Annotated in this window: 24 protein-coding genes; 4 read left to right on the top strand and 20 right to left on the bottom strand. The window is 70.0% G+C overall.

The features are described 5' to 3' along the window. Positions 1-164: 164 nt before the first annotated feature. From mltG (ABN273_RS23495) to ABN273_RS23455, 9 genes are all read right to left on the bottom strand, one after another. Positions 165-1,319, bottom strand: coding sequence for an endolytic transglycosylase MltG (gene mltG / locus ABN273_RS23495; RefSeq protein ID WP_349451108.1), 1,155 nt, complete (start codon positions 1,317-1,319; stop codon positions 165-167). A 214-nt stretch (positions 1,320-1,533) separates the two neighbouring features. Beyond that, on the bottom strand, positions 1,534-3,018 hold the full coding sequence (gene mltG / locus ABN273_RS23490) for an endolytic transglycosylase MltG (RefSeq protein ID WP_349451107.1): 1,485 nt from the start codon (positions 3,016-3,018) through the stop codon (positions 1,534-1,536). Then, positions 3,015-3,158: a hypothetical protein gene (locus ABN273_RS23485; RefSeq protein ID WP_349451106.1), complete on the bottom strand. Its 144-nt coding sequence runs from the start codon at positions 3,156-3,158 to the stop codon at positions 3,015-3,017. Before ABN273_RS23485 ends, mltG (ABN273_RS23490) begins: the two co-directional genes overlap by 4 nt. Further along, positions 3,155-3,634 carry a Holliday junction resolvase RuvX gene (ruvX, locus tag ABN273_RS23480; protein WP_349451105.1) on the bottom strand — a complete coding sequence of 160 codons (480 nt, stop codon included), beginning with the start codon at positions 3,632-3,634 and terminating at the stop codon, positions 3,155-3,157. The genes ABN273_RS23485 and ruvX overlap by 4 nt, the downstream gene beginning before the upstream one ends. Position 3,635: 1 nt before the next feature. Beyond that, positions 3,636-6,308, bottom strand: coding sequence for an alanine--tRNA ligase (gene alaS / locus ABN273_RS23475; RefSeq protein ID WP_349451104.1), 2,673 nt, complete (start codon positions 6,306-6,308; stop codon positions 3,636-3,638). A 17-nt stretch (positions 6,309-6,325) separates the two neighbouring features. Continuing rightward, the gene (locus ABN273_RS23470) at positions 6,326-6,556 is read right to left on the bottom strand and encodes a hypothetical protein (protein WP_349451103.1); all 231 of its coding nucleotides are present in this window, start codon (positions 6,554-6,556) and stop codon (positions 6,326-6,328) included. Continuing rightward, positions 6,553-6,987 carry a DUF948 domain-containing protein gene (locus ABN273_RS23465; protein WP_349451101.1) on the bottom strand — a complete coding sequence of 145 codons (435 nt, stop codon included), beginning with the start codon at positions 6,985-6,987 and terminating at the stop codon, positions 6,553-6,555. The genes ABN273_RS23470 and ABN273_RS23465 overlap by 4 nt, the downstream gene beginning before the upstream one ends. A gap of 465 nt (positions 6,988-7,452) precedes the next feature. After that, positions 7,453-8,694, bottom strand: coding sequence for a replication-associated recombination protein A (locus tag ABN273_RS23460; RefSeq protein WP_502911121.1), 1,242 nt, complete (start codon positions 8,692-8,694; stop codon positions 7,453-7,455). 69 nt (positions 8,695-8,763) lie between these two features. Continuing rightward, on the bottom strand, positions 8,764-9,246 hold the full coding sequence (locus ABN273_RS23455) for a DUF2231 domain-containing protein (RefSeq protein WP_349451099.1): 483 nt from the start codon (positions 9,244-9,246) through the stop codon (positions 8,764-8,766). A gap of 168 nt (positions 9,247-9,414) precedes the next feature. Here ABN273_RS23455 and ABN273_RS23450 point away from each other — a divergent pair, with 168 nt between their 5' ends. After that, entirely contained in the window at positions 9,415-10,320 is a 906-nt protein-coding gene (locus tag ABN273_RS23450) for a peptidylprolyl isomerase (RefSeq protein ID WP_349451098.1), read from the top strand. 54 nt (positions 10,321-10,374) lie between these two features. Here the strand turns inward: ABN273_RS23450 and aspS are convergent, their stop codons facing one another. The 3 genes from aspS to ABN273_RS23435 are packed head-to-tail and all read right to left on the bottom strand — an operon-like array spanning position 10,375 to position 14,059. Further along, positions 10,375-12,126, bottom strand: coding sequence for an aspartate--tRNA ligase (gene aspS / locus ABN273_RS23445; RefSeq protein ID WP_349451097.1), 1,752 nt, complete (start codon positions 12,124-12,126; stop codon positions 10,375-10,377). Further along, positions 12,123-13,379: a histidine--tRNA ligase gene (hisS, locus tag ABN273_RS23440; protein WP_349451096.1), complete on the bottom strand. Its 1,257-nt coding sequence runs from the start codon at positions 13,377-13,379 to the stop codon at positions 12,123-12,125. Before hisS ends, aspS begins: the two co-directional genes overlap by 4 nt. Continuing rightward, the gene (locus ABN273_RS23435) at positions 13,379-14,059 is read right to left on the bottom strand and encodes an MBL fold metallo-hydrolase (RefSeq protein WP_349451095.1); all 681 of its coding nucleotides are present in this window, start codon (positions 14,057-14,059) and stop codon (positions 13,379-13,381) included. The genes hisS and ABN273_RS23435 overlap by 1 nt, the downstream gene beginning before the upstream one ends. Positions 14,060-14,197: 138 nt before the next feature. On the opposite strand from ABN273_RS23435, the gene ABN273_RS23430 reads away from it, so the two are divergent. From ABN273_RS23430 to ABN273_RS23420, 3 genes are all read left to right on the top strand, one after another. Beyond that, positions 14,198-15,079, top strand: coding sequence for a peptidylprolyl isomerase (locus ABN273_RS23430; RefSeq protein ID WP_349451094.1), 882 nt, complete (start codon positions 14,198-14,200; stop codon positions 15,077-15,079). Between the two features lie 62 nt (positions 15,080-15,141). Then, a complete protein-coding gene (locus ABN273_RS23425; RefSeq protein WP_349451093.1) occupies positions 15,142-16,371 on the top strand; it encodes a DUF349 domain-containing protein in 1,230 nt (409 codons plus the stop codon). A gap of 241 nt (positions 16,372-16,612) precedes the next feature. Further along, a complete protein-coding gene (locus ABN273_RS23420; protein ID WP_349451092.1) occupies positions 16,613-17,704 on the top strand; it encodes a cupin domain-containing protein in 1,092 nt (363 codons plus the stop codon). A gap of 189 nt (positions 17,705-17,893) precedes the next feature. Here ABN273_RS23420 and ABN273_RS23415 read toward each other — a convergent pair whose 3' ends face one another. From ABN273_RS23415 to ruvC, 8 genes are all read right to left on the bottom strand, one after another. Beyond that, positions 17,894-20,179: a RelA/SpoT family protein gene (locus tag ABN273_RS23415; protein WP_502911116.1), complete on the bottom strand. Its 2,286-nt coding sequence runs from the start codon at positions 20,177-20,179 to the stop codon at positions 17,894-17,896. 88 nt (positions 20,180-20,267) lie between these two features. Continuing rightward, positions 20,268-20,786, bottom strand: coding sequence for an adenine phosphoribosyltransferase (locus ABN273_RS23410; RefSeq protein WP_349451090.1), 519 nt, complete (start codon positions 20,784-20,786; stop codon positions 20,268-20,270). 117 nt (positions 20,787-20,903) lie between these two features. Then, positions 20,904-21,899 (bottom strand): protein translocase subunit SecF, encoded by a 996-nt coding sequence (gene secF, locus ABN273_RS23405; RefSeq protein ID WP_349451089.1) that lies wholly within the window; start codon positions 21,897-21,899, stop codon positions 20,904-20,906. A 1-nt stretch (position 21,900) separates the two neighbouring features. After that, positions 21,901-23,703, bottom strand: coding sequence for a protein translocase subunit SecD (gene secD / locus ABN273_RS23400; RefSeq protein ID WP_349451088.1), 1,803 nt, complete (start codon positions 23,701-23,703; stop codon positions 21,901-21,903). Positions 23,704-23,746: 43 nt separating this feature from the next. Continuing rightward, positions 23,747-24,136 (bottom strand): preprotein translocase subunit YajC, encoded by a 390-nt coding sequence (gene yajC / locus ABN273_RS23395; RefSeq protein ID WP_349451087.1) that lies wholly within the window; start codon positions 24,134-24,136, stop codon positions 23,747-23,749. A 212-nt stretch (positions 24,137-24,348) separates the two neighbouring features. After that, the gene (gene ruvB / locus ABN273_RS23390) at positions 24,349-25,380 is read right to left on the bottom strand and encodes a Holliday junction branch migration DNA helicase RuvB (RefSeq protein WP_349451086.1); all 1,032 of its coding nucleotides are present in this window, start codon (positions 25,378-25,380) and stop codon (positions 24,349-24,351) included. A gap of 261 nt (positions 25,381-25,641) precedes the next feature. Then, positions 25,642-26,262, bottom strand: a complete 621-nt coding sequence (gene ruvA / locus ABN273_RS23385; RefSeq protein ID WP_349451085.1) for a Holliday junction branch migration protein RuvA — start codon at positions 26,260-26,262, stop codon at positions 25,642-25,644. A 148-nt stretch (positions 26,263-26,410) separates the two neighbouring features. Beyond that, the gene (gene ruvC, locus ABN273_RS23380; protein ID WP_349451197.1) at positions 26,411-26,941 is read right to left on the bottom strand and encodes a crossover junction endodeoxyribonuclease RuvC; all 531 of its coding nucleotides are present in this window, start codon (positions 26,939-26,941) and stop codon (positions 26,411-26,413) included. Between the last annotated feature and the right edge of the window lie 55 nt (positions 26,942-26,996).

Genomic DNA, 26,996 nt, shown 5'->3' with positions numbered 1-26,996 from the left:
CGTTACCCGCCTGCATCTGTAAGCGCACGACGCATCCGCGCCCCACCGCCCTTCCGAGGCACGGAACACGGCCGCGCCCGCCGAGGACGGTCGGTGCCCACGGTGGCGCGGCGCGCGGGCGCGGCGAGCGTCAGACGACCCAAAACCCACGAAACGCGCGCGGGTCAGCCGCCGTTCTTGCGGAGTTCGGCCTCGAGCGCCTGGAACTCGGCTTCCGTCGAAGCGAAGCTGGTGACGTTGCTCTTGGGATTCGTGGCCACGAACCAGAGCCAGTCGCCCTTCGCCGGGTTCAGGGCCGCTTCGATGGCATGGTCGCCCGGGTTCGTGATCGGCCCTGGCGGCAGGCCGAAGTACATATAGGTGTTGTACTTGTTCCTGGTCTTCGTCTCCGCGAACGTGGCCTTGGTGCCGTACTTGTTCAGCGCGTACATGACCGTGCTGTCCATCTGCAGCTTCATCTGCGGCTTGCGCTCGAGCCGGTTGTAGATGACGCGGGCGATCTTCGTCATGTCCTCGGCCCGGCCGGCCTCGGCCTGCACGATGCTCGCGATGGTCATGATCTCGTGCGGCGTGTGGCCGAGCGCCTTGGCGCCGCCCTCGAGGTCTATGGTCTCGGCGGTCTGGTTGAACCGCTTGACCATGGTCGCCAGCATCTCCTTCGGCGTGGTCTTGGGCTGAAAGTCGTACGTGGCCGGGAAGGCGTACCCCTCGAGCTTGTTCCTGGCGTAGGGCGGCAGGTCGAGCTCGCCGACGTCCCTGGCCGCGGCGGTGAACTCCTTGACGGGCTTGCCGGTCGCCTTGGCGAGGATGGTCAAGGTGTCGGACAGGCGCTTGCCCTCCGGAATCGACACCCTGGCCAGCAGCCGGTTCTCCGGGATGAGCATCGCCACCGCCTGCGCGGCCGACATCTGCTTGCGCAGCTTGTACGAGCCGGGCTGGAGCGAGCCGCTCTTGTTGGCGTTGCCGATCGCGTTGGTGAACGCCCTGGCGCTGGCCACGACCCCTTGCCGCTCCAGCTCCTGCGCCACCTCGGATGCGCTCTGGCCGTCCTTGATCTCGATGGTGACCTCGCCGGTGCCCTGACCGGTGTAGTCGTCGGGCACGAGCGCGTCGCTGAGCCACAGGTAGCCGTAGTAGCCGCCGCCGCCGATGATGCCCGCCAGCACGACGAAGGCGAGCAGCGGCGCCATGAAGCCGCCCCGGTTGCGGCGCCTGCGCCGTCGGCGCCCGCCGCGCTTGCCGGAACCGCGGGGACGGCGCCGGGCACGACCTTCGTCGTCCTCGGCGCCGAGCAGAGTGTTCAGATCGAGATCGTTCATAGGTGCGCTGGCCAATCTCCCGGTACGGCCGGCCAGACGTCAAGCGAAACTGCCAAAACGGCTGGCGTCGTTACCGAGCGGAACGGGGGGATCCGCCGGACATGCTCCCACGACCAGCGGAGAGCACTCTGAGTAGCCATGCTAAGGGATGGAAAGAGGGCGCATGCCCGGTTTTGGGGCATTTGCGCCGGAACGGGGGGAGTTCCATCGAACATCAGTTCGTCCCGAGGTTCTTTTTCAACTCTTCCCGGTATCTCACGAACTCGCTCTCTTTGTTGGTGAATTTGGTGATTCTATGCGCCGGGTCCGTCGTGACAAACCAGTGCCAGTCGCCCTTGGCCGGGTTCAGAGCCGCTATCAGTGCCTTCTCCCCTGGATTCGCGATGGGTCCTGGCGGCAGCCCCTTGTGGCGATAGGTGTTGTACGGAGAGTCAACCTTAGTATCACGCTCCGTGATCCTCAGGGTCCGGCGGTTCTGTGCGTACAGAACGGTGCTGTCGATCTCCAGCTTGGTGTCCTTCTGGAGGCGGTTGTAGATCACTCTGGAGATCTTCGGGTAGTCCGCGTCGGTACCGCCCTCGGCCTGGATCATGCTGGCCACTGTGACGGCCTCCAGCGGCGTCAGGTGCCTGCGCGCCGCCTGCGCCTCCAGGCCCACCTGCCGCGCGGCGACGCCGAAGCGCTCCACCATCGCCGCCAGCACGTCCACGGCCGTGTCGCCGGGCTCGATCTCATACGTCGCGGGAAACAGGAACCCTTCGAGCCCCGGAGCGTATTTGGGCAGGCCGACAAGGCCCTTGTCGACGCCCTGCAGCTCCTTGAGCGGCAGCCCGGTCTGCTTGGCGACCCGGGCGAGCACCTCGGACGTCCGCATGCCCTCGGGTATGGTGACCCGCCGCACGACCCTGGAGGCCGGGGCGAGCAGCAGGTCGAGCGCCGCCCCTGCGGCCATGCCCTTGCGCAGGCGGTAGTGTCCCGGCCGCAGCCGGTTGGTGACCGCTCGCTCCTCCGCCGCCCGCACGAACGACCGCGCGCTCGCCACCACCCCGGCCTCGGCCAGCGTCGAGCCGACGTCCTCCGCGCTGGCGCCCGGCGCGATCCGCACCGTCACGACGCCGCCGCCGGGCCCGTCGAAGTCGTCGGGGCTGAGGTACGGCTTGAGCACCGCGATCATCCCGGCCCCCATCGCCACCAGGGACACGACCAGGCCCGCGGAGACGATCCCGGCCTTGCGCAGGGCCTGCCGGCGGCGCCCGGACGGGCTTACGACCTCCGCCGCTGGAACGGTCCCGACCTCCGGAGCGATCCCTCCCTCGCGCACGGTCCCCGCCTCCGGAGCGATTCCCGCCTCGTGCACGGCATCCGCCTCCGGAGTGGCCTCCGCTTCCGGCACAGTGCCCGCCTCGGAGACAGCCCGCGCTTCAGAGACAGCCCGCGCCTCGGAGACAGCCCGCGTCACAGGTGCAGCCTCCGGCTCCGCCTCGGGCGCGGCACCCGCTTCCGGCGCAGCCCCGGCTTCGGGCGCGGTCTCCTCCTCTGGAGCGACCCCTGCCTCGGGCGCGGCCTCCGCCTCGGGCTCGGGCTGCGGTGACTCGTACTCCTCCGGCGTGGCGTAGTCGGAGGCGAACGGGATCACGTCGCCGATGCCGTCCTCGGGCGTGCCGTTCTCGGGCGTGCCGTTCTCGGGCGTGCCGTTCACGCGACCACCCCCCACGCCCCCTGGCGGGTGGCCGATGCCTGGGACGCCGTCGCCGGTGAGAGCCGTACGGACCAGCGCTCGGCCTGCCCGTACGCGTGCGCGTTCGGCGCCGGCGTGGCCCCCGTGACGCGCGCGCTCATGAGGCAGGTCCGCCGGCCGCTGGGGGCGGTGCGACGGGCCTGCCTGGGGGTCTGTCTGTGCCGCGCTCGGAGTCGAGCGCGTCCTGCAGCAGCACGACCGCGGCCGCCTGATCGACGACGCCGCGCTGCTTCTTGGCCTTCATGCCGCTGGCCCGCAGCCCGTGCGTCGCGGCGACCGTGGTCAGCCGCTCGTCGAACAGCCGCACGGGCGTCGGCGCGAGCCGGACCGCGAGGTCGGCGGCGAACTGGCGGGCCAGCGAGGCCGCCTGCCCCTCGCGTCCGGACAGCGAGGTGGGCAACCCCACGATCACCTCGATCGCCTCGTGCTCGGAGACGATCGCGGCGATGCGGTCGAGGTCGCCCTTGCCCCGCTTGACGGTCTCGACCGGCGTGGCCAGCAGCCCCGAAGGGTCACTGCGGGCCACGCCGACGCGTACGGAGCCGACGTCCACGCCGATCCGCGTGCCGAACCTCATGTCAGCCGAGCTGATCCGCGATAGCCTGCTCGACCTGCTGAAGGGCGTCGCCGATCCCCTCCGGTCGTGTGCCGCCACCCTGCGCGACATCGTCCTTGCCGCCACCGCCACCCCCAAGAGCCTTGGCGGCGACGCCGACCAGCCGTCCGGCCTTGAGCCCCCGCTCGCGCCCCGCCTCGTTGACCGCGGCAACCACCACAGGACGGTCGGAGGGGACGCCAGCGATCACGATGACCGCCGGCCGGTCGGCCGGGAACCTGCCACGCACGTCAAGCGCGAGCTTACGCAGATCGTCGGCACCGGTGCCATCAGGCGCGCGGTGTGTCACGACGGAGACTTCCCGCAGGTCACGGGCGCTGGCCGCCAGATCGCCCGCCACCTGGAGCACCTGCGCGGAGCGGAGCTTGTCCAGCTCCTTCTCCGCCGTGCGCAGCCGGGTGACGATGCCGTCGATGCGCTCGGGCAGCTCCTCGCGGCGCGCCTTGAGCTGCTCGGTGAGCTGCGCGACCAGCACGCTCTCGCGGGCCAGGAAGCGGAAGGCGTCGATGCCGACGAGTGCCTCGACCCGGCGCACGCCCGCGCCGACCGACTGCTCGCCCAGCACCTTGACCAGGCCGAGCTGGCCGGAGCTGTGCACGTGGGTGCCACCGCACAGCTCGCGCGAGTAGTCGCCGATCTCGACCACGCGGACCTCGTCGCCGTACTTCTCGCCGAACATCGCCAGCGCGCCCATCGCCCTGGCCTCCGCCTGCGAGGTGTAGAAGGCGTTGACCTTGAGGTCGTTGATGAGCACCGCGTTGACCTCGTCCTCGACATCGCGCAGCACGCTCGCCGGCACCGCGCCCGCCGCGGTGAAGTCGAAGCGGAAGCGGCCGGGAGAGTTTTCCGAGCCTGCCTGCGCGGCCGTCTCGCCCAGCGCGTTCTTGAAGCCGCGGTGAACGAGGTGGGTCGCGCTGTGACTGCGTGAGATCGCGCGGCGGCGCTCGATGTCGATCTCCGCCTGCGCCTCGTCGCCGACCTTGACCTCGCCGCTGCGGACCTTGCCCCGGTGGACGACGAGGCCCGCGAGCGGCGTCTGCACGTCGACGATCTCGATCTCGCCGCCGCTGGTGCGGATCACGCCCTGGTCGGCGAGCTGGCCGCCGCCCTCGGCGTAGAACGGGGTGCGCGCGAGCACGACCTCCACGGTCGTCCCCGCCCCCGCCACCGGCACGGACACGCCGTCGGAGAGAATGCCGACCACGCTGGTGTCGGCCTCGGTCTGGTCGTAGCCGAGGAACTCGACCTTGCCCGCCTTCTCCAGCAGCTGCCCGAAGACGGAGATGTCGGCGTTGCCGGTCTTCTTTGCCGCCGCGTCGGCCTTGGCCGCCGCCTTCTGCTCTTTCATGAGCCGGCGGAAGCCCTCCTCGTCGACCTTGAGCCCCTGCTCGGCCGCCATCTCCAGCGTCAGGTCGATCGGGAAGCCGTAGGTGTCGTGGAGCTTGAACGCCTGGTCGCCCGAGAGCGTGGTGCCGGACTTGCGCTTGGTCTCCTCGACCGCAACGTCGAAGATCGCCGTGCCGGTGCGGAGCGTGCCGAGGAACGACGCCTCCTCCGCGTCGATGATCCCGTGGATCTGCGGCGCGTCCACCTTGAGCTCGGGATACTGCTCGCCCATGACGTTGATCGCGACGTCGGTCAGCTCGTGCATGTAGCGGTCGTCGCCGGAGCCGAGCAGCCGCAGGTTGCGCACGGTCCTACGCAGGATGCGGCGCAGCACGTAGCCGCGGCCCTCGTTGCTGGGCAGCACGCCGTCGGCCACCAACATGGTGCCGGTGCGGACGTGATCGGCGATCACGCGCAGACTGACGTCGGCGCGGTGGTCGCGCCCGTAGCGGGTCTTGGTGAGCTCGGCCGCCTTGTCGAGGATCTTGTACGTGGTGTCGATCTCGTAGAGGTTGTCGACGCCCTGCAGGATCGTCGCCATGCGCTCGAGGCCCATGCCGGTGTCGATGTTCTTCGCCGGCAGCTCACCCGCCACGTCGAAGTCGACCTTCGTGCGGACCGCGCTGAGCTGGTACTGCATGAAGACGAGGTTCCACACCTCGAGGTAGCGGTCCTCGTCGGCGACGGGGCCGCCCTCCTTGCCGTATTCGGCGCCGCGGTCGTAGTAGATCTCCGAGCAGGGGCCGCCGGGACCGGGCACGCCCATGTGCCAGTAGTTGTCCTCCAGGCCCCGCCGCTGGATGCGCTCCTCCGGCACGCCGACGCGGTTGCGCCAGATGTCGTACGCCTCGTCGTCGTCTTGGTAGACGGTCGCCCAGAGCCGCTCCTCGGGGAAGCCGAAACCGCCGTCGGACTCGGAGCGGGTGAGCAGCTCCCACGCGAACGGGATCACTTCGGACTTGAAGTAGTCGCCGAAGGAGAAGTTGCCCAGCATCTGGAAGAACGTGGCGTGCCGGGTCGTCTTGCCGACCTCGTCGATGTCGGGGGTGCGCACGCACTTCTGCGCGGTGGCCAGCCGGGACGCCGGAGGCTTGCGCTGCCCCAGGAAGTACGGCTTGAACGGCACCATACCGGCAGGAACCAGGAGTAGCGTGGGGTCTTCGGCGATCAGGCTGGCCGAGGGCACTACCTTGTGCCCACGCTCCTCGAAGAAGCGCAGGAAGCGGCGGGCGATCTCTGCCGACTCCATGTTGGCCATCCTTTGCGTTAGTTGTTGTCTTCAGCGTTGTCGAGCCCGAAGCGTGCTCGCAACTCGGTTTCGCGCTCCGCGGCCTCGCCGAGCGCGTCGAAAGTAAAGTCTCTCACCTGCCGGAGCATCCCCGTGGCGCTGTCCGCCGTCCTGCGTGCGACGTGGTTGGGATGGAGCGCCTGCAGCCCGCGCATCACCCAGAAGGTGAGGAACGCGCCCAGCGACAGATAGAACAGCCGCCTGATCATCGTGCCCGCCTCGGCGCGGCCTTGGCCTCGGTCTTGGCTTCGGCCGTGAACCCGGGCTGGGGCCTCGCCCTGAGTCTGGGCGCCCTGCGGGCCTCGATGGCGCGCCGCACGCCGTATCCGAGCGACGACACCTTGATCAGCGGCCCGGTGAAGATGGTCTGGGTGACCGCGCTGAGCTTGGCGGCGTGGCCGCTGACCTGCTTGACGTCCTTGGCGATGGCCTCGACGGCGACCAGCTGCCTGTTGGTCTCGTTGACCGTGACGCTCATGTCGTCCAGCAGCGGCGTCAGGCGATCGTTCAGGTCGGAGACCGCCTTGGTGGTCTCGGTGAGCAGCCTGGCGAGCTTGACGAGCACCATGGCCAGAACGCAGACCAGGACTATCCAGCCGATGGCCGCGGTCAGCCCGGCGAGCTCTCCAGCGGTAAGCATCCGCTCATCTCCCTCGTACGCTGGGCCGGAACGGCAAGACCCTATCGCGTTGAAGTGACAACCTTGGTGAGGTCGCCGGCCTTGATCGGCCCGCCGCGTCGGCACCCGTCACTTCCGCGACCCTTGCCCGCCGCACCACACCCGCCCCGACCTCGCACACCGGCCTGGCCTCGCCGGTCTCCCCGACCTCGCGCACCACTCCGGACCTCGCGGGCCTGACACCATATGCCGCCCTGACACCACGCGCCGCCAGCCGGTCCCGGCCCGCTCGTGCCTTGACACGTCCGCACCCCCAACTTACGCCATCCCGCACGCCCGGCCCGCCGTCCGCGCACCGCCGCCCTCTGCCCGCGCCTGTCGCGCCGTCCGGCGCCCGGCGTCACGCACGCCAAGGACTCGGGTGACGCCCTTTACGATGTAGATCACAGCAGGGCACTCGAGCGCCGCCTGGCGGAAGCGCCACGATCACGATCCTCGGAGGAAGTCGCGGATCTTGGCCCAGCGTTCGGCCACCGGGGCCTCGGCGCCATGACGGGTCGGCTCGTAGTAGCGGCGGTCGCGCACCTGCTCGGGCGCGTACTCCTGCCGCACCAGCCCGTGGTCGAAGTCGTGCGGGTACTTGTACCCGTCGCCGTGGCCGAGCTTGGCCGCGCCCGGGTAGTGGGCGTCGCGGAGGTGGCCGGGCACCTGGCCGATCAGGCCCCGCCGAACGTCGCCGACGGCCGCCCCGATGGCCTTGACGACGGCGTTGGACTTGGGGGCCATGGCACAGTGGATGACCGCGTGCGCCAGGTTGATCTGCCCCTCGGGAAGCCCGATAAGCTGCACCGCCTGAGCGGCGGCCACCGCGGTCTGCAGGCACGTCGGGTCGGCCATGCCGACGTCCTCGGAGGCGAAGATGACGATGCGGCGGGCGATGAAGCGCGGGTCCTCGCCGGCCTCGATCATGCGGGCGAGGTAGTGGAGCGCCGCGTCGGCGTCGGATCCGCGCATCGACTTGATGAACGCGCTGATCACGTCGTAGTGCTGGTCACCCTGCCGGTCATAGCGTACGGCGGCCTTGTCGACGGCCTTCTCCACCACCTCCACGGTGATGTCGTCGGCCAGCAGCGCGGCGGCCTCCAGGTACGTCAGCGACCTGCGCGCGTCACCGCCCGCCAGGCGGACCAGATGGTCGAGGGCCTCGGGCGCGAGCGTGGCGCGACCGCCGAGGCCGCGCGGGTCGGACACGGCGCGCTCCAGCACGGCGCGCACGTCGTCGTCGGACAGCGACTCAAGCGTGAGCAGCAGCGAGCGCGACAGCAGCGGTGAGATGACCGAGAAGAACGGGTTTTCCGTGGTGGCGCCGATGAAGGTGACCCAGCGGTTCTCGACGGCGGGCAGCAGCGCGTCCTGCTGGGCCTTGTTGAAGCGGTGCACCTCGTCCACGAACAGCACGGTCTGGCGGCCGGTCATGCCCAGCTCGCGCCGCGCGTTGTCGATGGCGGCCCGTACGTCCTTGACACCGGCCGAGACGGCGGAGATCTCGACGAAGCGGCGCTTGGTGACGTTGGAGACGACGTAGGCGAGCGTGGTCTTGCCGGTGCCCGGCGGCCCCCACAGGAACAGCGACATGGGAGCCTCGCTCTCGACCAGGCGCCGCAGCGGGGTGCCGGAGCCGAGCAGGTGCCGCTGGCCGATCACCTCGTCGAGCGTGCGCGGGCGCATCCGCACCGCGAGGGGTTGCGGGGTGGCTTCCTCGGCCGCCGAGTCGAACAAGCTATCCACGACGCGAGATTACATGCCCCAGACGGCTCTCGCTCCCGAGTCTCCGGCACGGAAGACGTAGTAGCCGGCCACCGCGGCCAGCACCAGTGTCACCGCCGACAGGGCCAGCGTGGCGGTCCGGCCGAACCTGTCGCGGCCGACCGAGTCGCGGGCTGGGCGGGTGGCGTACACGAGCAGGAGGGCGGAGGCGGCCAGCCCGAGCACCGACAGCAGCAGCGGGTTGGCGAAGCTCTGGTGCGTGGAGATGCGGGCCCCGAGTTCGCCGTCCGCCGTGGCGAAGCGGGCCGCCTTGAGGCTCTGGCCGCTCTCCTTGGCCGCGAAGACCGCCCCGGGCGCGGCCAGGGAGAGCAGGACCACCGCCCAGGCCGCGTGGGTACGCCAGCGCGGCGCCAGCGCGTAGACCGCGGCGGTGAGGACCAGCAGCGGGGTCAGCACGACGGCGAAGTGAATGATCAGGGGGTGAGCCGGCAGGCCCAGGATTTGGTCGAACATGAGGGGCTCCTTGGTTCTCATTTCAACTACGAATGCGAGCACCATATGGTTCTCGACCTCAGCTGTCGCATGCGCGGCTTTCGCCACTTACGTCCGGCACATATCGGGGGCCGGTAGCATGCGCGGAAGCTGTTTGGTCATGCACGTGCAAAATGAGAGGACATAGCGGTGAGCGGCGACGACCGCCAGAACGAGGAAGACCGCCAGAACGAGCTGGCGCGGGAGCACAAGGAACGGCAGGCCCAGCGCGCCGCCGCCCAGACCGCCAAGGCGAGGCGGAACACCTTCATCGGCGCAGGCGTGGCCGTCGTGGTGGTCGCCGGCGGCATCTTCGCCGCGACCACGCTGGTCAACAAGGACCCGGCCGGCGAGGCGGCCGCGAAGAGCAGCGCCTCCGCGAGCGCGAGCGCCTCCCCGAGTGCGACGACGCCGTCCACTCCGCCGGCCAAAACGGGCCCGGTCACCTGCACCTACAAGCGGGAGACCACGGTGCCGAACAAGTTCGTCGGTCTGCCCGGCAAGCGGCCCAACATGAAGCTGAAGAAGATGACGATCACTACCAACCGTGGCACGGTCGTCGTCGACCTCATGACCGACGCCGCGCCGTGCTCGATCAACTCGCTGAGCTTCCTGGCGAAGAAGAAGTTCTACAACAACATGAAGTGCCACCGCCTGGTCACGCCCGACGTGTCCGGCGTGCACATGCTGCAGTGCGGCGACCCGCTGGCCAAGGCCGACGGCAAGAACCCGACCGACGGGCAGGGCACCGCGGGGTACGTCTACGGTGACGAGAACATCGACATCCCCCTGGCCAAGGGCGTGGTGTTCATGACCCAGGCGGGTGACGCGATGGGCCAGAACAACAGCCAGTTCGCCATCTCGTTGTCGGACGAGAACACCCAGATCGGCTCGGGCTACAACGTCGTCGGCGTGGTCAGCGAGGGCATGGACATGCTGCTGGGGCTGGCCACCAGCGGCAAGGACCTGCTACTCAACAACGCCGACATCACCGGCGACGGCGGAACCACCGCACCCAAGAAGCCCGTGATCATCAAGAGCATCACGTTCAAGTAGGACGATCGAAGAAACGGCGGGCACCGGCCACGGTGCCCGCCGTTTTTCACATGCCTAGACCTCGGCCTTGGGCTGGGCGTCGACGCCCGCCTCCTTGCGCTGCTCGGCCGTGATCGGCGTGGGCGCGGCCGTGAGCGGGTCGAAGCCGGAGGCGGTCTTCGGGAAGGCGATCACGTCGCGGATCGACTCGGCGCCGGACAGCAGCATGCAGATGCGGTCCCAGCCGTAGGCGATGCCGCCGTGCGGCGGGGGCCCGTACTTGAACGCCTCCAGCAGGAAGCCGAACTTGCTCTCCGCCTCCTCCTTGGAGATGCCGAGCACGTCGAACACGCGCTGCTGCATCTCGGCCCGGTGGATACGGATGGAGCCGCCGCCGATCTCCATGCCGTTGCAGACCATGTCGTACGCGTACGCCAGCGCCTCGCCCGGGTGGTCCTGGAAGTTGTCGGCCCACTCCGGCTTGGGCCCGGTGAACGGGTGGTGCACGGCCGTCCAGCCGATCTCGCGGCCCACCTCGTCGTGCACCGGCTCGAACATGGGCGCGTCGACGACCCACAGGAACGCCCACGCCGACTCGTCGATCAGACCGCAGCGGCGGCCGATCTCCAGTCGGGCGGCGCCGAGCAGCTCGCGCGAGGCGTGCTGCAGACCGGCCGCGAAGAAGATCGCGTCGCCCGGCTCGGCGCCGACCTTGGCCGCGAGCCCGGAGAGCTCCTCCTCCGAGAGGTTCTTGGCGACCGGGCCGCCCAGCGTCCCGTCCTCCTGGACGAGCACGTACGCCAGGCCCCTCGCGCCACGGCTGCGGGCCCACTCCTGCCAGGCGTCGAGCTCCTTGCGCGTCTGCGCGGCCCCGCCGGGCATGACCACGGCGCCGACGTATTCGGCCTGGAAGACGCGGAAGGTGGTGTTGGCGAAATAGCCGGTCATCTCGACCAGCTCCTGGCCGAAGCGCAGGTCGGGCTTGTCGGAGCCGTAGCGGGCCATGGCGTCGGCGTACGTCATGCGCGGCAGCGGGGTCGCCAGCTCGTAGCCGGCGATCTCCTTCCACAGCCGGCCGATCAGCTTCTCGCCGACCTCGATGACGTCCTCCTGGTCCACGAACGACATCTCGACGTCGATCTGCGTGAACTCCGGCTGCCGGTCCGCGCGCAGGTCCTCGTCGCGGTAGCACTTGGCGAGCTGGTAGTAGCGCTCGAGGCCGGCGACCTGGAGGAGCTGCTTGAACAGCTGGGGCGACTGGGGCAGGGCGTACCAGTTGCCGGGCTGCAGGCGTACCGGGACCAGGAAGTCGCGCGCGCCCTCGGGGGTGGAGCGGGTCAGCGTCGGCGTCTCGACGTAGACGAAGCCGAGCTCGTGCATCACCTCGTTGGCGAGGTAGGTGGCCTTGGAGCGGGTGCGCATCGCGTTGGCCACCTGCTGGCGGCGGATGTCAAGGTAGCGGTACTTGAGCCGGGCCTCCTCCGACACCCCCACGTTGCCCTCGATGGGGAACGGCAGCGGCGCGGACTCGCTCAGCACCTCGACCCGCTCGGCCACCACCTCGATGGCGCCGGTGGGCAGGTCGGGGTTCTCGTTGCCCTCGGGGCGCACCCTGACCTGGCCGACCACCTTCACGCAGTATTCGGCCCGCAGGTCGTGGGCGTGGTCCTCCTCGCGGAAGACCACCTGTGCCGAGCCGGAGGCGTCGCGCAGGTCGATGAAGACCACGCCGCCGTGGTCACGGCGGCGGGCCACCCATCCTGCGAGCGTCACCTGCTGCCCGGCGTGCTCCTCGCGGAGCGACCCGGCCTGATGCGTGCGGATCACTGCACTTTCCCTTTCAAAACGTCGACGACCTCGGCCAAGGGCACCTCGGTCTGCTCAGCGGTGGTCAGGTCCTTCACTTGCACGGCCTCGGCCGCCAGGTCACGCTCGCCCAGGATCAGCGCGAAACGGGCGCCGGATCGATCGGCCCCCTTCATCGCGCCCTTGAGCCCCTTGCCGCCGAAGGACATGTCGGCGGCGACACCGGCCGCGCGCAGCTCGCTCACGAGCTTGAACATGGCCCGCGCCGCCTCGTCGCCCAGCGCCACACCGTACACCTCGCAGCGGGGCGGGGTGGCGAGCTCGATGCCTTCCCGCTCCATGGCGATGACGGTCCGGTCGAGGCCGAGGCCGAAGCCGATGCCGGGCAGCGCCGGCCCGCCGATGGCCTCCGAGAGCCCGTCGTAGCGGCCGCCGCCGCCGATGCCGGACTGCGCGCCCAGCAGCGGGTGGTCGAACTCGAAGGTGGTGCGGGTGTAGTAGTCGAGCCCGCGGACGAGCCGGGGCGCGTCCTCCCACGCGATGCCGAGATCGCCCAGGAGCTGCTTGACCCGGTCGTGGTAGGCCTTGCAGTCGGCGCACAGGTGGTCGCCGATGAGCGGCGCGTTCTCGAGCTGCGCGCGCACCTCGGGACGCCTGTCGTCGAGCACGCGCAACGGATTGATCTCGATTCGGGCCCGTGTGGCCTCGTCGAGGTCGAGCGCGCGCAGGAAGTCCTGCAGCCGGGCCCGGTAGATCGGGCGGCACTCCTTGCAGCCCAGCGAGTTGAGCAGCAGCCGGACCCGGGTGAGGCCGAGCGCGGAGTACCACCGCCAGGCAAGCGCGATGGTCTCGGCGTCGACGGCCGGGTCCTCGCTGCCGATGGCCTCCAGGTCGAGCTGGTAGAACTGCCGGTAGCGGCCCTCCTGGGGCGCCTCGGCGCGGAAGACCGGGCCGTCGGTCCACACCTTCACCGGGAGCTGGCCGCGGTGCAGGCCGTACTCCAGGACCGCGCGCAGCACGCCGGCGGTGAACTCCGGGCGCAGCGTCAGCGACCTGCCGCCGCGGTCGGTGAAGGTGTACATCTCCTTGCTCACGACGTCGGTGGACTCGCCGACGCCGCGCGCGAACAGCTGGGTGTCCTCGAAGACCGCGGTCTCCAGGTAGGAGTAACCCGCCCGCCGCGCCGTCTCCGCGAACGCTCCGCGGATCGCGTAGAACGTCGAAGCCTGCGGTGGAACGTACTCTTTGACACCTTTTGGTGCTTGGAAACTCATTAGATCCCTCGTGTGGGACCGGCCTGCGGCGCCGCTTCTTTCAAGTATGGGTTCGTAGCGCGCTCGCGGCCGATCGTCGTCTGTGGTCCGTGGCCCGGCAGGACGACCGTATCGTCAGGCAGCGTCAGGCACTTGGTAGCCAGGCTGCGCAGGATGGTCGCGTAGTCGCCGCCGGGAAGGTCGGTGCGGCCGATGGAGCCGGCGAACAGCAGGTCGCCCGAGAACATGATCTCGTCACCGGGCAGCCGGAAGCTCACCGACCCCCTGGTATGGCCGGGCGTGTGGTCGACCGCGAGCTCCAGGCCCGCGAGCTCGAGCACGGCGCCGTCGGACAGCTCGCGCACGTCGTCGGGCTCGCTCAGCTCCAGCCCGCCGAAGAGCGAGGCGCTCGTGCCCGACCAGCCCGCGGCCGGGTCGCTCAGCAGGTGGCGGTCGTCGGGGTGGATCCACGCCGGGACGTCGCGCGCGCCGCAGACCGGGGCGACCGACCAGACGTGGTCGAGGTGGCCGTGGGTGAGCAGGACCGCGACCGGCTTGAGCCGGTGCTCGCGCAGCAGCTCGTCGACGCCGTCGGTCGCGTCCTGACCTGGATCGACGATCACGCATTCCTCGCCGGGGGCAGGCGCGACTACGTAACAATTGGTCTGGAAGGCCCCTGCGGGGAAGCCGGCGATGAGCATCTGCCTCAGGTGATCTCGTCGAAAAGCCAATGGGAATGTAACCGAAGGGTACCGGTGCGGGTCGCCGGGCTGCGAATCATTACCCGTTGGCCGATACGATTCGCCCACCTCAGTTGATTGACTATGGGAGGCAAAGCGGTGGCCACGGGGAAGGACCGGCAGAAGCAGCTGGCGCGTGAGCACTACGAGCGGCAGATGCAGCGCCGGCTCGAGCGCGAGCAGAAGGCCAAGCGCACAGCGATCATCGGCTCCACTGTGGGCGTCGTGATCGTGGTCGGCGGCATCGTGGCCGCGGTCGCGCTGCTCGGCGGGAACGGCACAGGGACCGACGCGGCCTCCTCGCCCACGGCGTCGGCGTCCGCCGCCGACACGGCGACGGCTGCGCCCAGCGCCAGCACGGGGCCCAAGCCGTACGACGCGGCCACCGGCACCTGCGACTACGTCAAGGACACGGCGGGCGGCAAGATCAAGGACGTCGGCATGCCGCCGGCGAAGGTCAAGACCACGCCCGCCACGAAGACGATGACGTTCAAGACGAACCTGGGCGACATCGTGGTCGAGCTGAACAACGCCAAGGCGCCCTGCACGACCAACTCGCTGGAGTTCCTGGCGAAGAAGAAGTACTACGACGGCAGCAAGTGCCACCGGCTCGGCAGCGACAAATTCCCGATGCTGCAGTGCGGCGACCCGGCCGCCAAGGCCGACGGCAAGAGCCAGGACGGCTCCGGCGGCCCCGGCTACGTCATGGCCGAGGAGAACCTCCAGGGCGCCCAGTACAAGCGCGGCGTGATGGCGATGGCCAAAACGCAGGCGCCGGGGAGCACGGGCAGCCAGTTCTTCCTCGTTTACGGAGACATCGGACTCACCCCGGATTACACGCCGGTGGGTACGATCACCAAGGGGCTCGACATCCTGGACAAGGTGAACAAAGCAGGCGTCATCGCCGACATGGGGGACGGGACAGGAGCACCGAAGCAAACCGTCGAAATCAAAGACGTGACAATCGCCAGCAAGAGCTGACGTAATACAAACTAGGGACGAAGTAGTCCCGAAGGGTCTGATGGAAAGTGCGGGAGGACACGGTGAGCACCGACCCGTGGGGCCGGGTAGACGACGACGGCACCGTCTACGTGCGTACGGCTGAGGGAGAGCGGGCCGTCGGCTCCTGGCAGGCCGGTGAACCCGAAGAGGCACTGGCCTACTTCCATCGCAAGTACGACGAGCTGGCCGGTCAGGTGCAGCTGCTCGAGCAGCGCGTCAGGGGCACGGACCTGGCTCCGGCCCAGGCCGAGGCGAGCATCGCCAAGCTGCGGGAGGCCGTCGCGGACGCCCACGCCATCGGCGACCTGGACGCCCTGACGGCCCGGCTCGACGGCCTGACGGAGCTGGTCGCCCAGCGTCGCGAGGAGGTCAAGGCGGCCCGCGAGCACGCGCGGGCCGAGGCCAGGGCGGTCAAGGAGCGCATCGTCGCCGAGGCCGAGCGCATCGCCGACGAGACCACCCACTGGAAGTCGGGTGGCGAACGGCTGCGCCAGCTCGTCGAGGAGTGGAAGGCCGCAGACCGCATCGACAGGGTCACCGAGGCCGCGCTGTGGAAGCGGCTGTCGGCGGCGCGCACGGCGTTCGCCAAGCGGCGCAAGGCGTACTTCGCGGGGCTGGACGAGCAGCGCGAGGGCATTCGCGCGGCCAAGGAGCGCATCGTCGCCGAGGCCGAGGCGCTGGCGGACTCGACCGACTGGGGCCAGACCGCGGCCGTCTACCGCGACCTGATGCAGCAGTGGAAGAGCGCGGGGCGGGCCTCGCGCGAGGCCGAGGACGAGCTGTGGGCCCGCTTCAAGGGCGCCCAGGACCAGTTCTTCCAGGCCCGTTCGGCCGTCTTCGCCGAGCGGGACGCCTCGCTGGCCGCCAACGCGGAGGTCAAGGAGGTGCTCCTGGCCGAGGCCGAGAAGATCCTCCCGGTCACGGACGTGCGGACGGCCCGCGCGGCGCTGCGGAGCATCCTGGAGCGCTGGGAGGCGGCAGGACCGGTGCCGCGCGAGCAGCGCGACCGGCTCGAGGGCGGCCTGCGCAAGGTGGACGAGGCCGTGCGCAAGGCCGAGGACGCGGAGTGGAAGCGGTCCAACCCGGAGGCAAGGGCCCGGGCGCAGAGCACCGTCGACCAGCTGCGGACCTCGATCGAGCAGCTCGAGAAGCGGCTGTCCAAGGCGCAGGCCGCCGGTCGCGCCAAGGACATCAAGGAGACCGAGGAAGCGCTGACCGCCCGCCGCTCGTGGCTGGAGGAGGCCGAGCGCACGCTCGCCGAGTTCAGCTGACCCGGTGGAGGCCCGCTCGGCCTCCACCGGCCTCGCGTGCCTGAGTGTGGCGTGCCATGCCCAGGTGCCCGCGCCGGCGTGTGAGGCGATCGGGGCCGCACGCCCCTCCCTCCCGAAGGACCCGCGCCGAAGTGCGGTGGGCGGGCCGCGAACGGCGCGCGAGCCGAGGCGGCGCGAAGCCCGGGAGCCGGTGCGTGAAATGGGGCACCGGCGAAGGGGGCGGAGACCTAGGCTGGCGGGCATGGATCCGGTCAGCGCCGCGCGTGCCCTCGTCGAGGACATGTTCCCGGGCGCCCTGTACGCCTTCGTCGGCGGCAGCGCGCTCACCGAGCACCGCACCAGCACCTCCGACCTCGACGTCGTGGTGGTGCTCGACGGTCTGCCCACCCCGTATCGCGAGTCCCTGCGGTGGCGGGAGTGGCCCGTCGAGCTGTTCGTGCACAGCGAGACCAGCCTCCACGCCTACCTCGACAAGGACTTCGACAGGCGACAGCCCAGCCTCGCCCGCATGTGCGCCGAGGGCGCGGTGCTCACCGACCGGACCAGCGGCCGGGCCAGTGACCTCCAGACGGCGCTGAGCGAGCGCCTGGCGGCCGGACCGGGCGGCCTGACGAGCTCACAGGCCGAACGGGCCAGATACGCCCTGTCCGACCTCCTGGACGACCTCTCCGGAGCCACGGATCCGGGCGAGCAGACGTTCGTCCGCTGGCAGGTGGTGCAGGAGACCGCCAGGATGGCGCTCGGTCTGGGGCGCAGGTGGCAAGGGAGCGGGAAGTGGCTGCTGCGCGAGCTGCGCGCCCACGACCCGGAGCTGGCCGAGAAGCTGCTCGCCGCCCACGACGACTCCGCACGGCTGGCCGGCGTCGCCTCGGACGTGCTGGAACGCGCTGGAGGGCGTCTCTGGGAGGGTTACCGGGCCGAGGGTGACCCGTTCCACCAGCCGCTGCGTCACGTGCCCTCAGGGGAGCTCTCAGGCGAAACGGCGCAGAGCTCCGGCATGCGCCGGCTGGCCGCGATCAGCGGCGCCACGGCCGGGTCCTCCCGCCTCTGGATGGGCCAGACCCACGTCGCTCCCGCCACCCGCTCGTCCGACCACCACCACGGGGCCTCCGAGACGGCCATTTACGTGGTCAGCGGCACGCCGTCGTTCGTGTTCCTGGAGGACGAGCGGGAGGTGCGGCTGGACACGAAGCCCGGCGACTACATCTTCGTCCCGCCGTACGTGCCCCATCGCGAGGAAAATCCCGACCCGTCCGAGGAGGCCGTGGTCGTCATCGCCCGCAGCACCCAGGAGGCCATCGTGGTCAACCTCCCGGACCTCCGCCCCCGCTGACCCCACCGGCTGCCCGCCGACGCCTCACGCGCCCGCCGCAGCCCGCACATGAGCGCCGCATCCGCGCTCCGCTCTGTCCCGTGGTCGCCGCGTTCGCGCGAAGACGCGCCGCACGCCGTCCGCGTGGAGGCATGCGGCGCGCACCGCACAGGGCCCAGCCGTTCGCCCGGCGCGCGCGGCAGGGGCGGGTCAGCCGCCCGCGCCGCTGACCCGATAGACGTCGAACACGCCCTGGATGCTGCGCACCGCCTTGAGCACATGCCCCAGATGCTTCGGGTCCCCCATCTCGAACGTGAACTTGCTGATCGCCACCCGGTCCCGCGACGTCGTCACGGACGCGCTCAGGATGTTCACGTGCTGGTCCGACAGCGTACGGGTGACATCCGACAGCAGCCGCGGCCGGTCCAGCGCCTCCACCTGGATCGCCACCAGGAACACGCTGTCGTCGCCCGGCGACCAGCTGACCTCGACCAGCCGGTCCGGCTGCTCCTTGAGCTGCTGCACGTTGGTGCAGTCGGCCCGGTGCACCGACACCCCGTGCCCTCGGGTGACGAACCCGACGATCTCGTCGCCGGGCACCGGCGTGCAGCACTTCGACAGGCGTACCCACACGTCGGCGTCGCCCGCCACGACCACGCCCGCGCCGCCGCCGCGGGGGCGGCCGCGCAGCCGGGTGGGCAGGGCGGTCTCGGCGATGTCCTCCTCGGCGCTCTCGACGCCGCCGATCGAGGCCACGAGCTTCTGCACGACGGCCTGGGCGGCGATGTGCCCCTCCCCCACGGCCGCGTACAGCGCGGACACGTCGGGATAGCGCAGGTCGCGGGCGAGCGCGAGCAGCGCCTCGCCGGACATCAGCCGCTGCAGCGGCAGGCCCTGCTTGCGCATGGCCCGCCCGATGGCCTCCTTGCCCGCCTCGATCGCGGTCTCGCGGCGCTCCTTGGAGAACCACTGCCGGATCTTGTTTCGGGCCCGGCCCGACTTGACGAACTTCAGCCAGTCGCGCGAGGGCCCGGCGTCGGGCGACTTGGAGGTGAAGATCTCGACCGTGTCGCCGTTGCCGAGCCGCGACTCCAGCGGCACCAGGCGCCCGTTGACCCGCGCGCCGATGCAGCGGTGGCCCACCTCGGTGTGCACGGCGTACGCGAAGTCGACCGGCGTGGCCCCCTCGGGCAGCGCGATGACCTGCCCCTTCGGGGTGAACACGTAGACCTCGGACACCGACAGGTCGAAACGCAGCGACTCCAGGAACTCGCCCGGGTCGGAGGTCTCCTTCTGCCAGTCGAGGAGCTGGCGCAGCCAGGCCATGTCGCTGCCCGGCTTGACCTTGCCCGTGGGGCCGGGGGTGCCGACCTCCTCCTTGTACTTCCAGTGCGCGGCCACGCCGTATTCGGCCCTGTGGTGCATCGCGTGGGTGCGGATCTGCAGCTCAACCGGCTTGCCCTCGGGACCGATCACCGTCGTGTGCAGCGACTGGTACATGTTGAACTTGGGCATCGCTATGTAGTCTTTGAACCGCCCCGGCACCGGGTTCCACCGGGCGTGGATGGTGCCGAGCGCGGCGTAGCAGTCGCGCACGCTGTCGACCAGCACGCGGATGCCCACCAGGTCGTAGATGTCGTCGAACGCCACGTCGCGGGCGATCATCTTCTGGTAGACCGAGTAGTAGTGCTTCGGCCGCCCCTTGACCACGGCGCGGATCTTGGCCTCGCGCAGGTCGCCGGAGACCTTCTCGATGACCTCCTGCAGGAACAGGTCGCGGCGCGGCGCGCGCTCCGACACCATGCGCGCGATCTCGTCGTAGCGCTTGGGGTAGAGCATCGCGAAGGCGAGGTCCTCGAGCTCCCACTTGATCGTGTTCATGCCCAGGCGGTGGGCCAGCGGGGCGAAGATCTCGAGGGTCTCGCGGGACTTCTGGTGGCGCTTGTGCTCGGGCAGGTAGCGCATGGTGCGCATGTTGTGCAGCCGGTCGGCGAGCTTGATGATCAGCACGCGGATGTCGCGCGACATGGCGACGACCATCTTGCGCACGGTTTCGGCCTGCGCGGCGTCGCCGAACTTCACCTTGTCCAACTTGGTCACGCCGTCGACCAGGGACCCGATGGTGTCGCCGAAGTCGCCGCGCAGCTCGTCGAGGCCGTAGGCGGTGTCCTCCACCGTGTCGTGCAGCAGCGCGGCGCACAGGGTCTCGTCGTCGGTGCCGAGCTCGGCCAGGATCGTGGCCACGGCCAGCGGGTGCGTGATGTACGGGTCGCCGGACTTCCGCTTCTGGTCGCGGTGGTGGTAGGCGGCGACGTCGTACGCACGCTCGATCAGGCGCAGGTCAGCCTTGGGGTGGGTGGCGCGGACCGTGCGGAACAACGGCTCCAGCACGGGATTCATGGCCCCACCCCCGAACCGCCTTCGACGCGCCGGAACGCCGGGCGCATCGGCATTGCCGGCGTCGGTTACGTCGGGCGCGACCACATCACGGGGCACACAGACTCCTCACGCAATGGCTCCTCACGTTCGAGTCCAGGCTCCCCAGTGTATCCAGGCGGCGAACCTGGACCGTCGCGGGCCGGGCTCAGACGATCACGAGGGAGTGCAGCTCCACTCCCGGCAGACGCTCGCGTCCCTTGAGAAACGCCAGCTCCATGAGCACGGCGATGCCGACGACCTCGGCTCCGGCCCTCTTCACCAGGTCCACGGCCGCCTTCGCGGTGCCGCCCGTGGCCAGCACGTCGTCGACCACGAGAACGCGGTCGCCGGGCGTGAAGGCGTCACGGTGGACCTCGATGGTGGCCGAGCCGTACTCCAGATCGTAGGACTCTTCCAGGGTCGCGGCGGGCAGTTTCCCCTTCTTGCGCACGGGCACGAACCCGGCCGCCGCCCGGTACGCCACCGGGGCCGCGAGGATGAACCCCCGCGCCTCGATCCCCACGATCTTGTCCACCTCGCAGAGCCCTGCCAGCTCCTCCACCACGGCCGCCATGGCGACAGGGTCGGCCAGCAGCGGGGTGATGTCCTTGAACTGCACGCCCGGCTTGGGGTAGTCGGGCACGTCCCTGATCCTGTCCAGGATCATCGCGCTGAGCTCGGTCATGGGTATATCCCTCGCAATTCTCCACCGGCGGTGTGCCGGGCTCCATGATGGTGCATTCCGCCCGCACACGACGACGCCCCCGCCCCGGTGCAGGGCGAGGGCGTCGTACGTGTGCGGCTACCCGTTGGCTACCGCTGCGCTTTTGGAGCCCTTGGACCCCTTGCCACCACCTCCCGTGGAGGCGAGCCTCCTGGCGATGGCCTGGTACTTCGGCTCCCGCTCCTTCAGCGTCACCAGCAGCGGCGTGGCGACGCACAGCGAGGAGTACGTGCCGACGATCATGCCGACGAACAGCGCCAGCGACAGGTCCTTCAGCGTGCCCGCGCCGAGCAGCGTGGTGCCGATGAACAGGATCGCCGCCACCGGCAGGATCGCGACCAGCGAGGTGTTCAGCGACCGGATCAGCGTGTGGTTGAGCGCGTTGTTGGCGGCCATCGAGTATGTCTGCTTCGACGTGTGCCCCAGCTTGGCCGTGACCTCCTTGATCATGTCGAACACCACGACCGCGTCGTAGAGCGAGTAACCGAGGATGGTCAGGAAGCCGAGCAGCGTCGCCGGGGTGACCTCGAAGCCCGACCAGGCGTAGATGCCGGCCGTGATGACGAGGTCGTGGATGAGCGCGACGATGGCGGCCAGCGCCATCTTCGGCTCGAACGCCATCGACAGGTACAGGATGATCGCCAGCATGAACACGCCGAGGCCGATCCAGGCCTTCTGGGAGACCTCACCACCCCAGGAGGCGCCGACCGACTCGACGCTGACCTCGCTGGCGGGCACGTTGAAGTCCTTGGAGACCGCGGTCTGCACCCGGGTGAGCGTGCCTGACTGGAGGGTCTCGGTGGTGACCCGCCAGCCCTCGCCGGCCGTCTGCACGATCGGCTGGTGCACGCCCTCCTCTTGGAAGACCTCGCGGACCTGCTCGATGCTCGCGCTGGGCGCCTTGAACGAGAAGACGGAGCCGCCCTTGAACTCCACGCCCAGGTTGAGCCCGTTGATGAGCAACCCGGCCAGCGAGACGATGAGGAGGAAGCCCGACAGGCTGTACCAGAGTCTCCACTTGCCGACGAAGTCAACGTCGATCTCGCCGCGATAGAGGCGACGCGCCAATCCCATCTCAGGCCTCCTGCGGTTTGGTCGTGCGACCCGACGTGTGCGCCTCGCTCATGCGCTCGGCGTCGAGGCCGGACAGCGGATGCCCCTTGGCGAAGAACTTCAGCCTCGCCAGCAGGGCGATGAACGGCTTCGTGAACAGGAACACCACCACGATGTCGATCAGCGTGGTCAGGCCCATCGCGAACGCGAACCCGGCCACGCCGCCCACCGCGAGGAAGTAGAGCACGACCGCGGCGATGAACATGACGGCGTCGGCGATCAGGATCGTGCGCCGGGCACGGACCCAGGCCACTTCGATGGCCGCGCGGAGCGACCTGTGGCCCTCCTTCATCTCGTCGCGTATGCGTTCGAAGTACACGATGAACGAGTCGGCCGTGATGCCGATCGAGACCACGAGACCGATGATGTGCGGCAGGGACAGCCGGAAGTTGGCGTTGTGACCGAGCACGACCACCGAGGTGTAGGTGATGATCGTGGCGACGAAGAGGCTCAGCACCGCCACGATGCCCAGGCCGCGGTAGTACAGCATGGCGTAGACCACGACCAGCACCAGGCCGATGAGTCCGGCGATCAGACCGCCCTCGAGCTGGTCCTGGCCCAGGGTCGAGGAGACCGTGACGATGGAACCGGGGTTGAACTTCAGCGGCAGCGCGCCGTACTTGAGCTGGTCGGCCAGCTGAGTGGCGCTGACCTGGTCGAAGTTGCCGGTGATCTGAGCCCGGCCGCCCGGGATGGGGCCCTCGATGTTGGGTGCGGTGATGACGACGCCGTCGAGCACGACCGCGACCTGGTTACGCGGCGGCTGGGCGTTGTAGGCGGCCGTGGTGAGCTTGGCCCACTCGCCCGCGCCCTTGCTCTTGAAGTTGAGCTCGACGGCCCAGTTGACGCTGCCCTGGGGGATGCCCGCGGAGGCCGAGTCGATGTCCGTGCCGACGACCTTGGCGACGTCGAGCACGTACTTGACGCTGCCGTCGCTCTCGCAGGCGGCGTACTGCTTCTTCGGGTCGTCCTGGACGCCCTGGCCGCGGTTTTCCTTCTTGCTGCAGTCGAGCTTGTTGAACTGGGCGAGCACCGCGGGGTCGATGCCCTGGGTGTTGATGCCCGGGTCCTGCGCGGGCGGCGTGCTGGGCTGGCCGGTCGGCGTCGCCGTCGGCGTGGCCTTCTGGCCCTTCTGCTGCTTCTGCGGGCTCTGCGCCGCGGACGGCTGCGCGCTCGCCGAGACACGGGGCGCCTCCGCCGACGCGCTGGGGGTCGGCGCGGTCAGCGCCGACGACAGCGCCTTGCCCGTCGGGGACGTGCTGGGCTTGGGCGTGGAGACCTGGCTGGACTTGCCGGACTTACTGGACTTGGGGGTGGCGGTCGGGCTCGCCGAGGCCGACGGGGTCGGCGTCGGCGCGCTGGTGGCCAGCTCCTGCGGCGCCTGGGTCACCTCCGCGGCGAGCACCTGACGGAAGCGCATCTCCGCAGTGGTGGAGACCAGCTTGAGGGCCTCGCTCTGTCCGACGCCCGGGATCGAGATGACGATGTTGCTGCCGGACTTGGCGACCTCCGCGTCGGAGATGCCGGTGCCGTTGACTCGGTCGCGGATGATGCTGACCGCGCGGTCGAGCACCTCCTCCGGCGGGGGCGCGTTGTTGAGAGTCACGGGAAGCAGAGTCATCGTCGTGCCGCCGGCGAGGTCGAGTCCCAGCTTCGGCGTGAACGCCTTCTGCAAGAACATCGTCCCGCCCAGGGCGAGGATGAGCGCCAGCAGCACCAGGAGCGTGCGCCCCGGTTTGCTGTGGCGGCTGGTCGGTCGGGCCACTGGTCGTCAGTTCTTTCGGGTAGAGGTTTGTCGCAGAGCTTAGTCAGGACTGCTTCGTGCTGGAGTCCTGGCCGCCTTCGCGCTCAGCGGCGGCTTCGGACTCTTTCTTACCCTCCTCGCCGGTCTCGGCCTCGTCGGCCGAGGACTCGTCGTCCGCGGGAGCGTCGCCGGGCGTCACGACACGGCCGATCGCGGCCTTCACCCAGCGGGTCTCGATCCCTGGCGCGACCTCGAGGATCACATCCTCATTCTCCACCGCGACCACGGTGCCGAACAGACCGGTCGTGGTCATGACCCGGGCGCCGGGGGCCAAGGAGTTCTGCATCTGGATCGCCTCCTGCTGGCGCTTGCGCTGGGGGCGGATCAGCAGGAAGTAGAACACCACCACCAGAAGAATCAGCGGCAGGATACTTCCGAGTTGTCCCATGTCCATAAGGGGCACCCTTCATTGTCGTACAAGGAAGTTGACACCGGCCTCGCGCCGGAAATTCCGTGCGTTGCGTCGGGCCGCGCCGCATCAGCCCGTCAGCCTACACAGCCAGCCAAGCCACGGAGTGTAGGCGCTTGTTGCGAAACGCGGCAACGAGGCAGCGTTTCGGCGCGCGGGGAAGTTCCCATTGTGAAACGGTTGCAACCGTTCTGTGATCAGTCGAAAAGGGATGCTCCGAACGCGTCGGGGGGCGGCGTCATGCCGAGATGGCTCCAGGCGGCGGCGGTCGCGACCCGGCCGCGCGGCGTCCTGGCCAGCAGTCCCTGGCGTACGAGGAACGGCTCGGCCACCACTTCGACGGTCTCCGGCTCCTCCCCCACGGCCACGGCGAGGGTGGACAACCCGACCGGGCCGCCGCCGAACTTCTTCAGCAGCACGCCCAGCACCGCCCGGTCGAGCCGGTCGAGCCCTTCGGCGTCGACCTCGTACAGGTTGAGCGCCGCCGCGGCGATTTCCCGATTTATCACCCCATCGGCCCTCACGTCCGCAAAATCCCGCACTCGCCTGAGCAGGCGATTCGCGATTCGGGGCGTCCCCCTGGACCGCCGGGCGATTTCATGCGCCCCGTCCTCAGGAAGCGTGACGCCGAGCAACTTGGCCGACCGGTAAAGCACCTGCTCGAGCTCGCTGACCTCGTAGAAGTCCATGTGCGCGGTGAACCCGAACCGGTCGCGCAGCGGCGCCGGCAGCAGCCCTGCGCGCGTGGTGGCGCCGACGAGCGTGAACGGCGCGATGTCCAGCGGGATCGCCGTGGCTCCCGGCCCCTTGCCGACGACGATGTCGACCCTGAAGTCCTCCATGGCGAGGTAGAGCATCTCTTCTGCGGGCCTGGCCATCCGGTGGATCTCGTCGATGAACAGCACCTCGCCCTCGGCGAGCGTGGACAGGATGGCGGCGAGATCCCCGGCCCTCTCCAGCGCGGGCCCCGAGGTGATCCTGAGCGGCGCGTTGAGCTCCGCCGCGATGATCATGGCGAGCGTGGTCTTGCCCAGCCCCGGCGACCCGCTCATCAGCACGTGATCGGGCGGCCGCTGCCTGCGCAACGCGCTCTCGAGCACCAGGGAGAGCTGCTCACGCACGCGGCCCTGGCCGATGAACTCGCCCAGCCGCTTGGGCCGGAGCGCCGCCTCGATCTGCAGCTCATCACCCCCGGCATCGGGCGACACGAGCTCCCGCTCAAACCCCACGTCCCCACCTCCTCCAGGCAGCTCCCCCACCGGCACTCGCTCCCGTCACCACACCACAACGGCGAAACGCCCGACGGGATGTCGTGCGGCGGGGCTCGGCGCGATGCCGACGGCGCCGAGCCGGGCCACGGCGCCGGACCCACGTCTGGCCCGTCACGGCGAGCAGCCCGTGGCCGTTCACGACCGGCCATGACAGACGGAAACCGGCCTCGGCGTGCACGGACACGCCGGTCCCGCCGTGCGGACAGATGACGGGCGCGGTCATCGAAGGCTCAGGGCTTGGAGTGCGGCCTTCAGGAGCGCGGCGACCTGGGGCTGGCGGCCGGCGGCGAGGTCGGCGTCGGCGCGCGGCTCCACGGTGGCGACGGCCTCGTCGGCGTCCTTGCTCGAGTAGCCCAGCCCCACCAGTCCCGAGTGGACCTGCTCGCGCCACGCCGCCGCCCGCCGCTCCCCGTTGAGCGCGGCGTTGACGGCCTCCTCGGGCGTGCCGAGCCGGTCCTTAAGCTCCAGCACGATCCGCTGTGCCCCTTTCTGCCCGATCCCCGGCACCTGCGTGAGCGCCTTGAGGTCGGCACTGGCCACGGCGACGCGCAGCGCGTTGGGCGTGTGCACGGCGAGCATCGCCAGCGCCAGCTTGGGCCCGACCCCGCTGGCCGTCTGCAGCAGCTCGAACACGGCCCGCTCGTCGTCGGTGGCGAACCCGTAGAGCGTGAGCGACTCCTCCCGCACCACCAGCGACGTGGCCAGGCGCGCCTCCTCGCCGACCCGCAGCGTGGCGAGCGTGCCTGGAGTGCAGTGGGTGAGGATGCCGACGCCGCCGACCTCGATCACGGCTCCGTCGGGAGCGATCGCGGTCACCTTGCCCGACACCGACGCGATCACAGCCCACCATCCTTCCACGCCGCCACGGCCCGCACGCCGCCGGCAAGGGTCACAGCCCGACATCCTCTCGCATGACCGGTGACGACACGCCGCGGGCCCGCGGTGCGGTGGCGCGTCGCATCGCCCGCAAGGCCCGTCTCCGGGAACGTCACGACCTGGTGTCCTTCCGGGTGGCCTTGGCCAGGGCGGCGGCGAGGCGGTGCTGGGCGCCGCCGCGCCAGACGTGGCAGATGGCCAGGGCGAGGGCGTCGGCCGCGTCGGCGGGCCTCGGCATCTCCGTCAGGCGCAGCAGCCGGGTGACCATGGCGCCGATCTGCTTCTTGTCGGCCGTGCCGCTGCCGGTGATGGCCGCCTTGACCTCGGACGGCGTGTGCAGCGCCACCGGCAGCCCGCGCCGGGCCGCGCACAGCACGGCGATCCCGGCGGCCTGGGCGGTGCCCATGACGGTGCGTACGTTGTGCTGGCTGAAGACGCGCTCGACCGCCACCGCGTCGGGCCGTACCTCGTCGAGCCACTGCTCGATCCCGGCCTCGATGCCGACGAGCCGGGCGCCGAGCTCCTCGTCGGCTCCGGTGCGCACCACCCCGACGGCCACCAGCCGCAGCGGCGCGCCAGGCCGCCCCTCCACGGCGCCCACGCCGCACCGGGTCAGCCCGGGATCGACGCCCATCACCCGCACCGGCCACCCCTCCCGCACTGCCGAACATCTGTTCGGCACGAGACTCTACCCCGGC

Source organism: Nonomuraea sp. B19D2, assembly GCF_040137845.1.
Lineage (GTDB): Bacteria > Actinomycetota > Actinomycetes > Streptosporangiales > Streptosporangiaceae > Nonomuraea.
Note: the sequence above shows the minus strand (reverse complement) of the source record. Positions and strands in the feature narration are given on the sequence as shown.

Excerpts from the sequence above, each read along its gene's own strand:
- ABN273_RS23485 (WP_349451106.1), bottom strand. The coding sequence starts at position 3,158 with ATGAGCGCGCGCGTCACGGGGGCCACGCCGGCGCCGAACGCGCACGCG.
- ABN273_RS23465 (WP_349451101.1), bottom strand. The coding sequence starts at position 6,987 with ATGCTTACCGCTGGAGAGCTCGCCGGGCTGACCGCGGCCATCGGCTGG.
- ABN273_RS23420 (WP_349451092.1), top strand. The coding sequence starts at position 16,613 with ATGGATCCGGTCAGCGCCGCGCGTGCCCTCGTCGAGGACATGTTCCCG.
- yajC (WP_349451087.1), bottom strand. The coding sequence starts at position 24,136 with ATGGACATGGGACAACTCGGAAGTATCCTGCCGCTGATTCTTCTGGTG.
- mltG (WP_349451108.1), bottom strand. The coding sequence starts at position 1,319 with ATGAACGATCTCGATCTGAACACTCTGCTCGGCGCCGAGGACGACGAA.
- ABN273_RS23455 (WP_349451099.1), bottom strand. The coding sequence starts at position 9,246 with ATGTTCGACCAAATCCTGGGCCTGCCGGCTCACCCCCTGATCATTCAC.
- hisS (WP_349451096.1), bottom strand. The coding sequence starts at position 13,379 with ATGAGTTTCCAAGCACCAAAAGGTGTCAAAGAGTACGTTCCACCGCAG.
- alaS (WP_349451104.1), bottom strand. The coding sequence starts at position 6,308 with ATGGAGTCGGCAGAGATCGCCCGCCGCTTCCTGCGCTTCTTCGAGGAG.
- secF (WP_349451089.1), bottom strand. The coding sequence starts at position 21,899 with ATGGGATTGGCGCGTCGCCTCTATCGCGGCGAGATCGACGTTGACTTC.
- ABN273_RS23410 (WP_349451090.1), bottom strand. The coding sequence starts at position 20,786 with ATGACCGAGCTCAGCGCGATGATCCTGGACAGGATCAGGGACGTGCCC.
- ruvX (WP_349451105.1), bottom strand. The coding sequence starts at position 3,634 with ATGAGGTTCGGCACGCGGATCGGCGTGGACGTCGGCTCCGTACGCGTC.
- ABN273_RS23435 (WP_349451095.1), bottom strand. The coding sequence starts at position 14,059 with ATGCTCATCGCCGGCTTCCCCGCAGGGGCCTTCCAGACCAATTGTTAC.
- ABN273_RS23470 (WP_349451103.1), bottom strand. The coding sequence starts at position 6,556 with ATGATCAGGCGGCTGTTCTATCTGTCGCTGGGCGCGTTCCTCACCTTC.
- ABN273_RS23460 (WP_502911121.1), bottom strand. The coding sequence starts at position 8,694 with ATGCGCCCGCGCACGCTCGACGAGGTGATCGGCCAGCGGCACCTGCTC.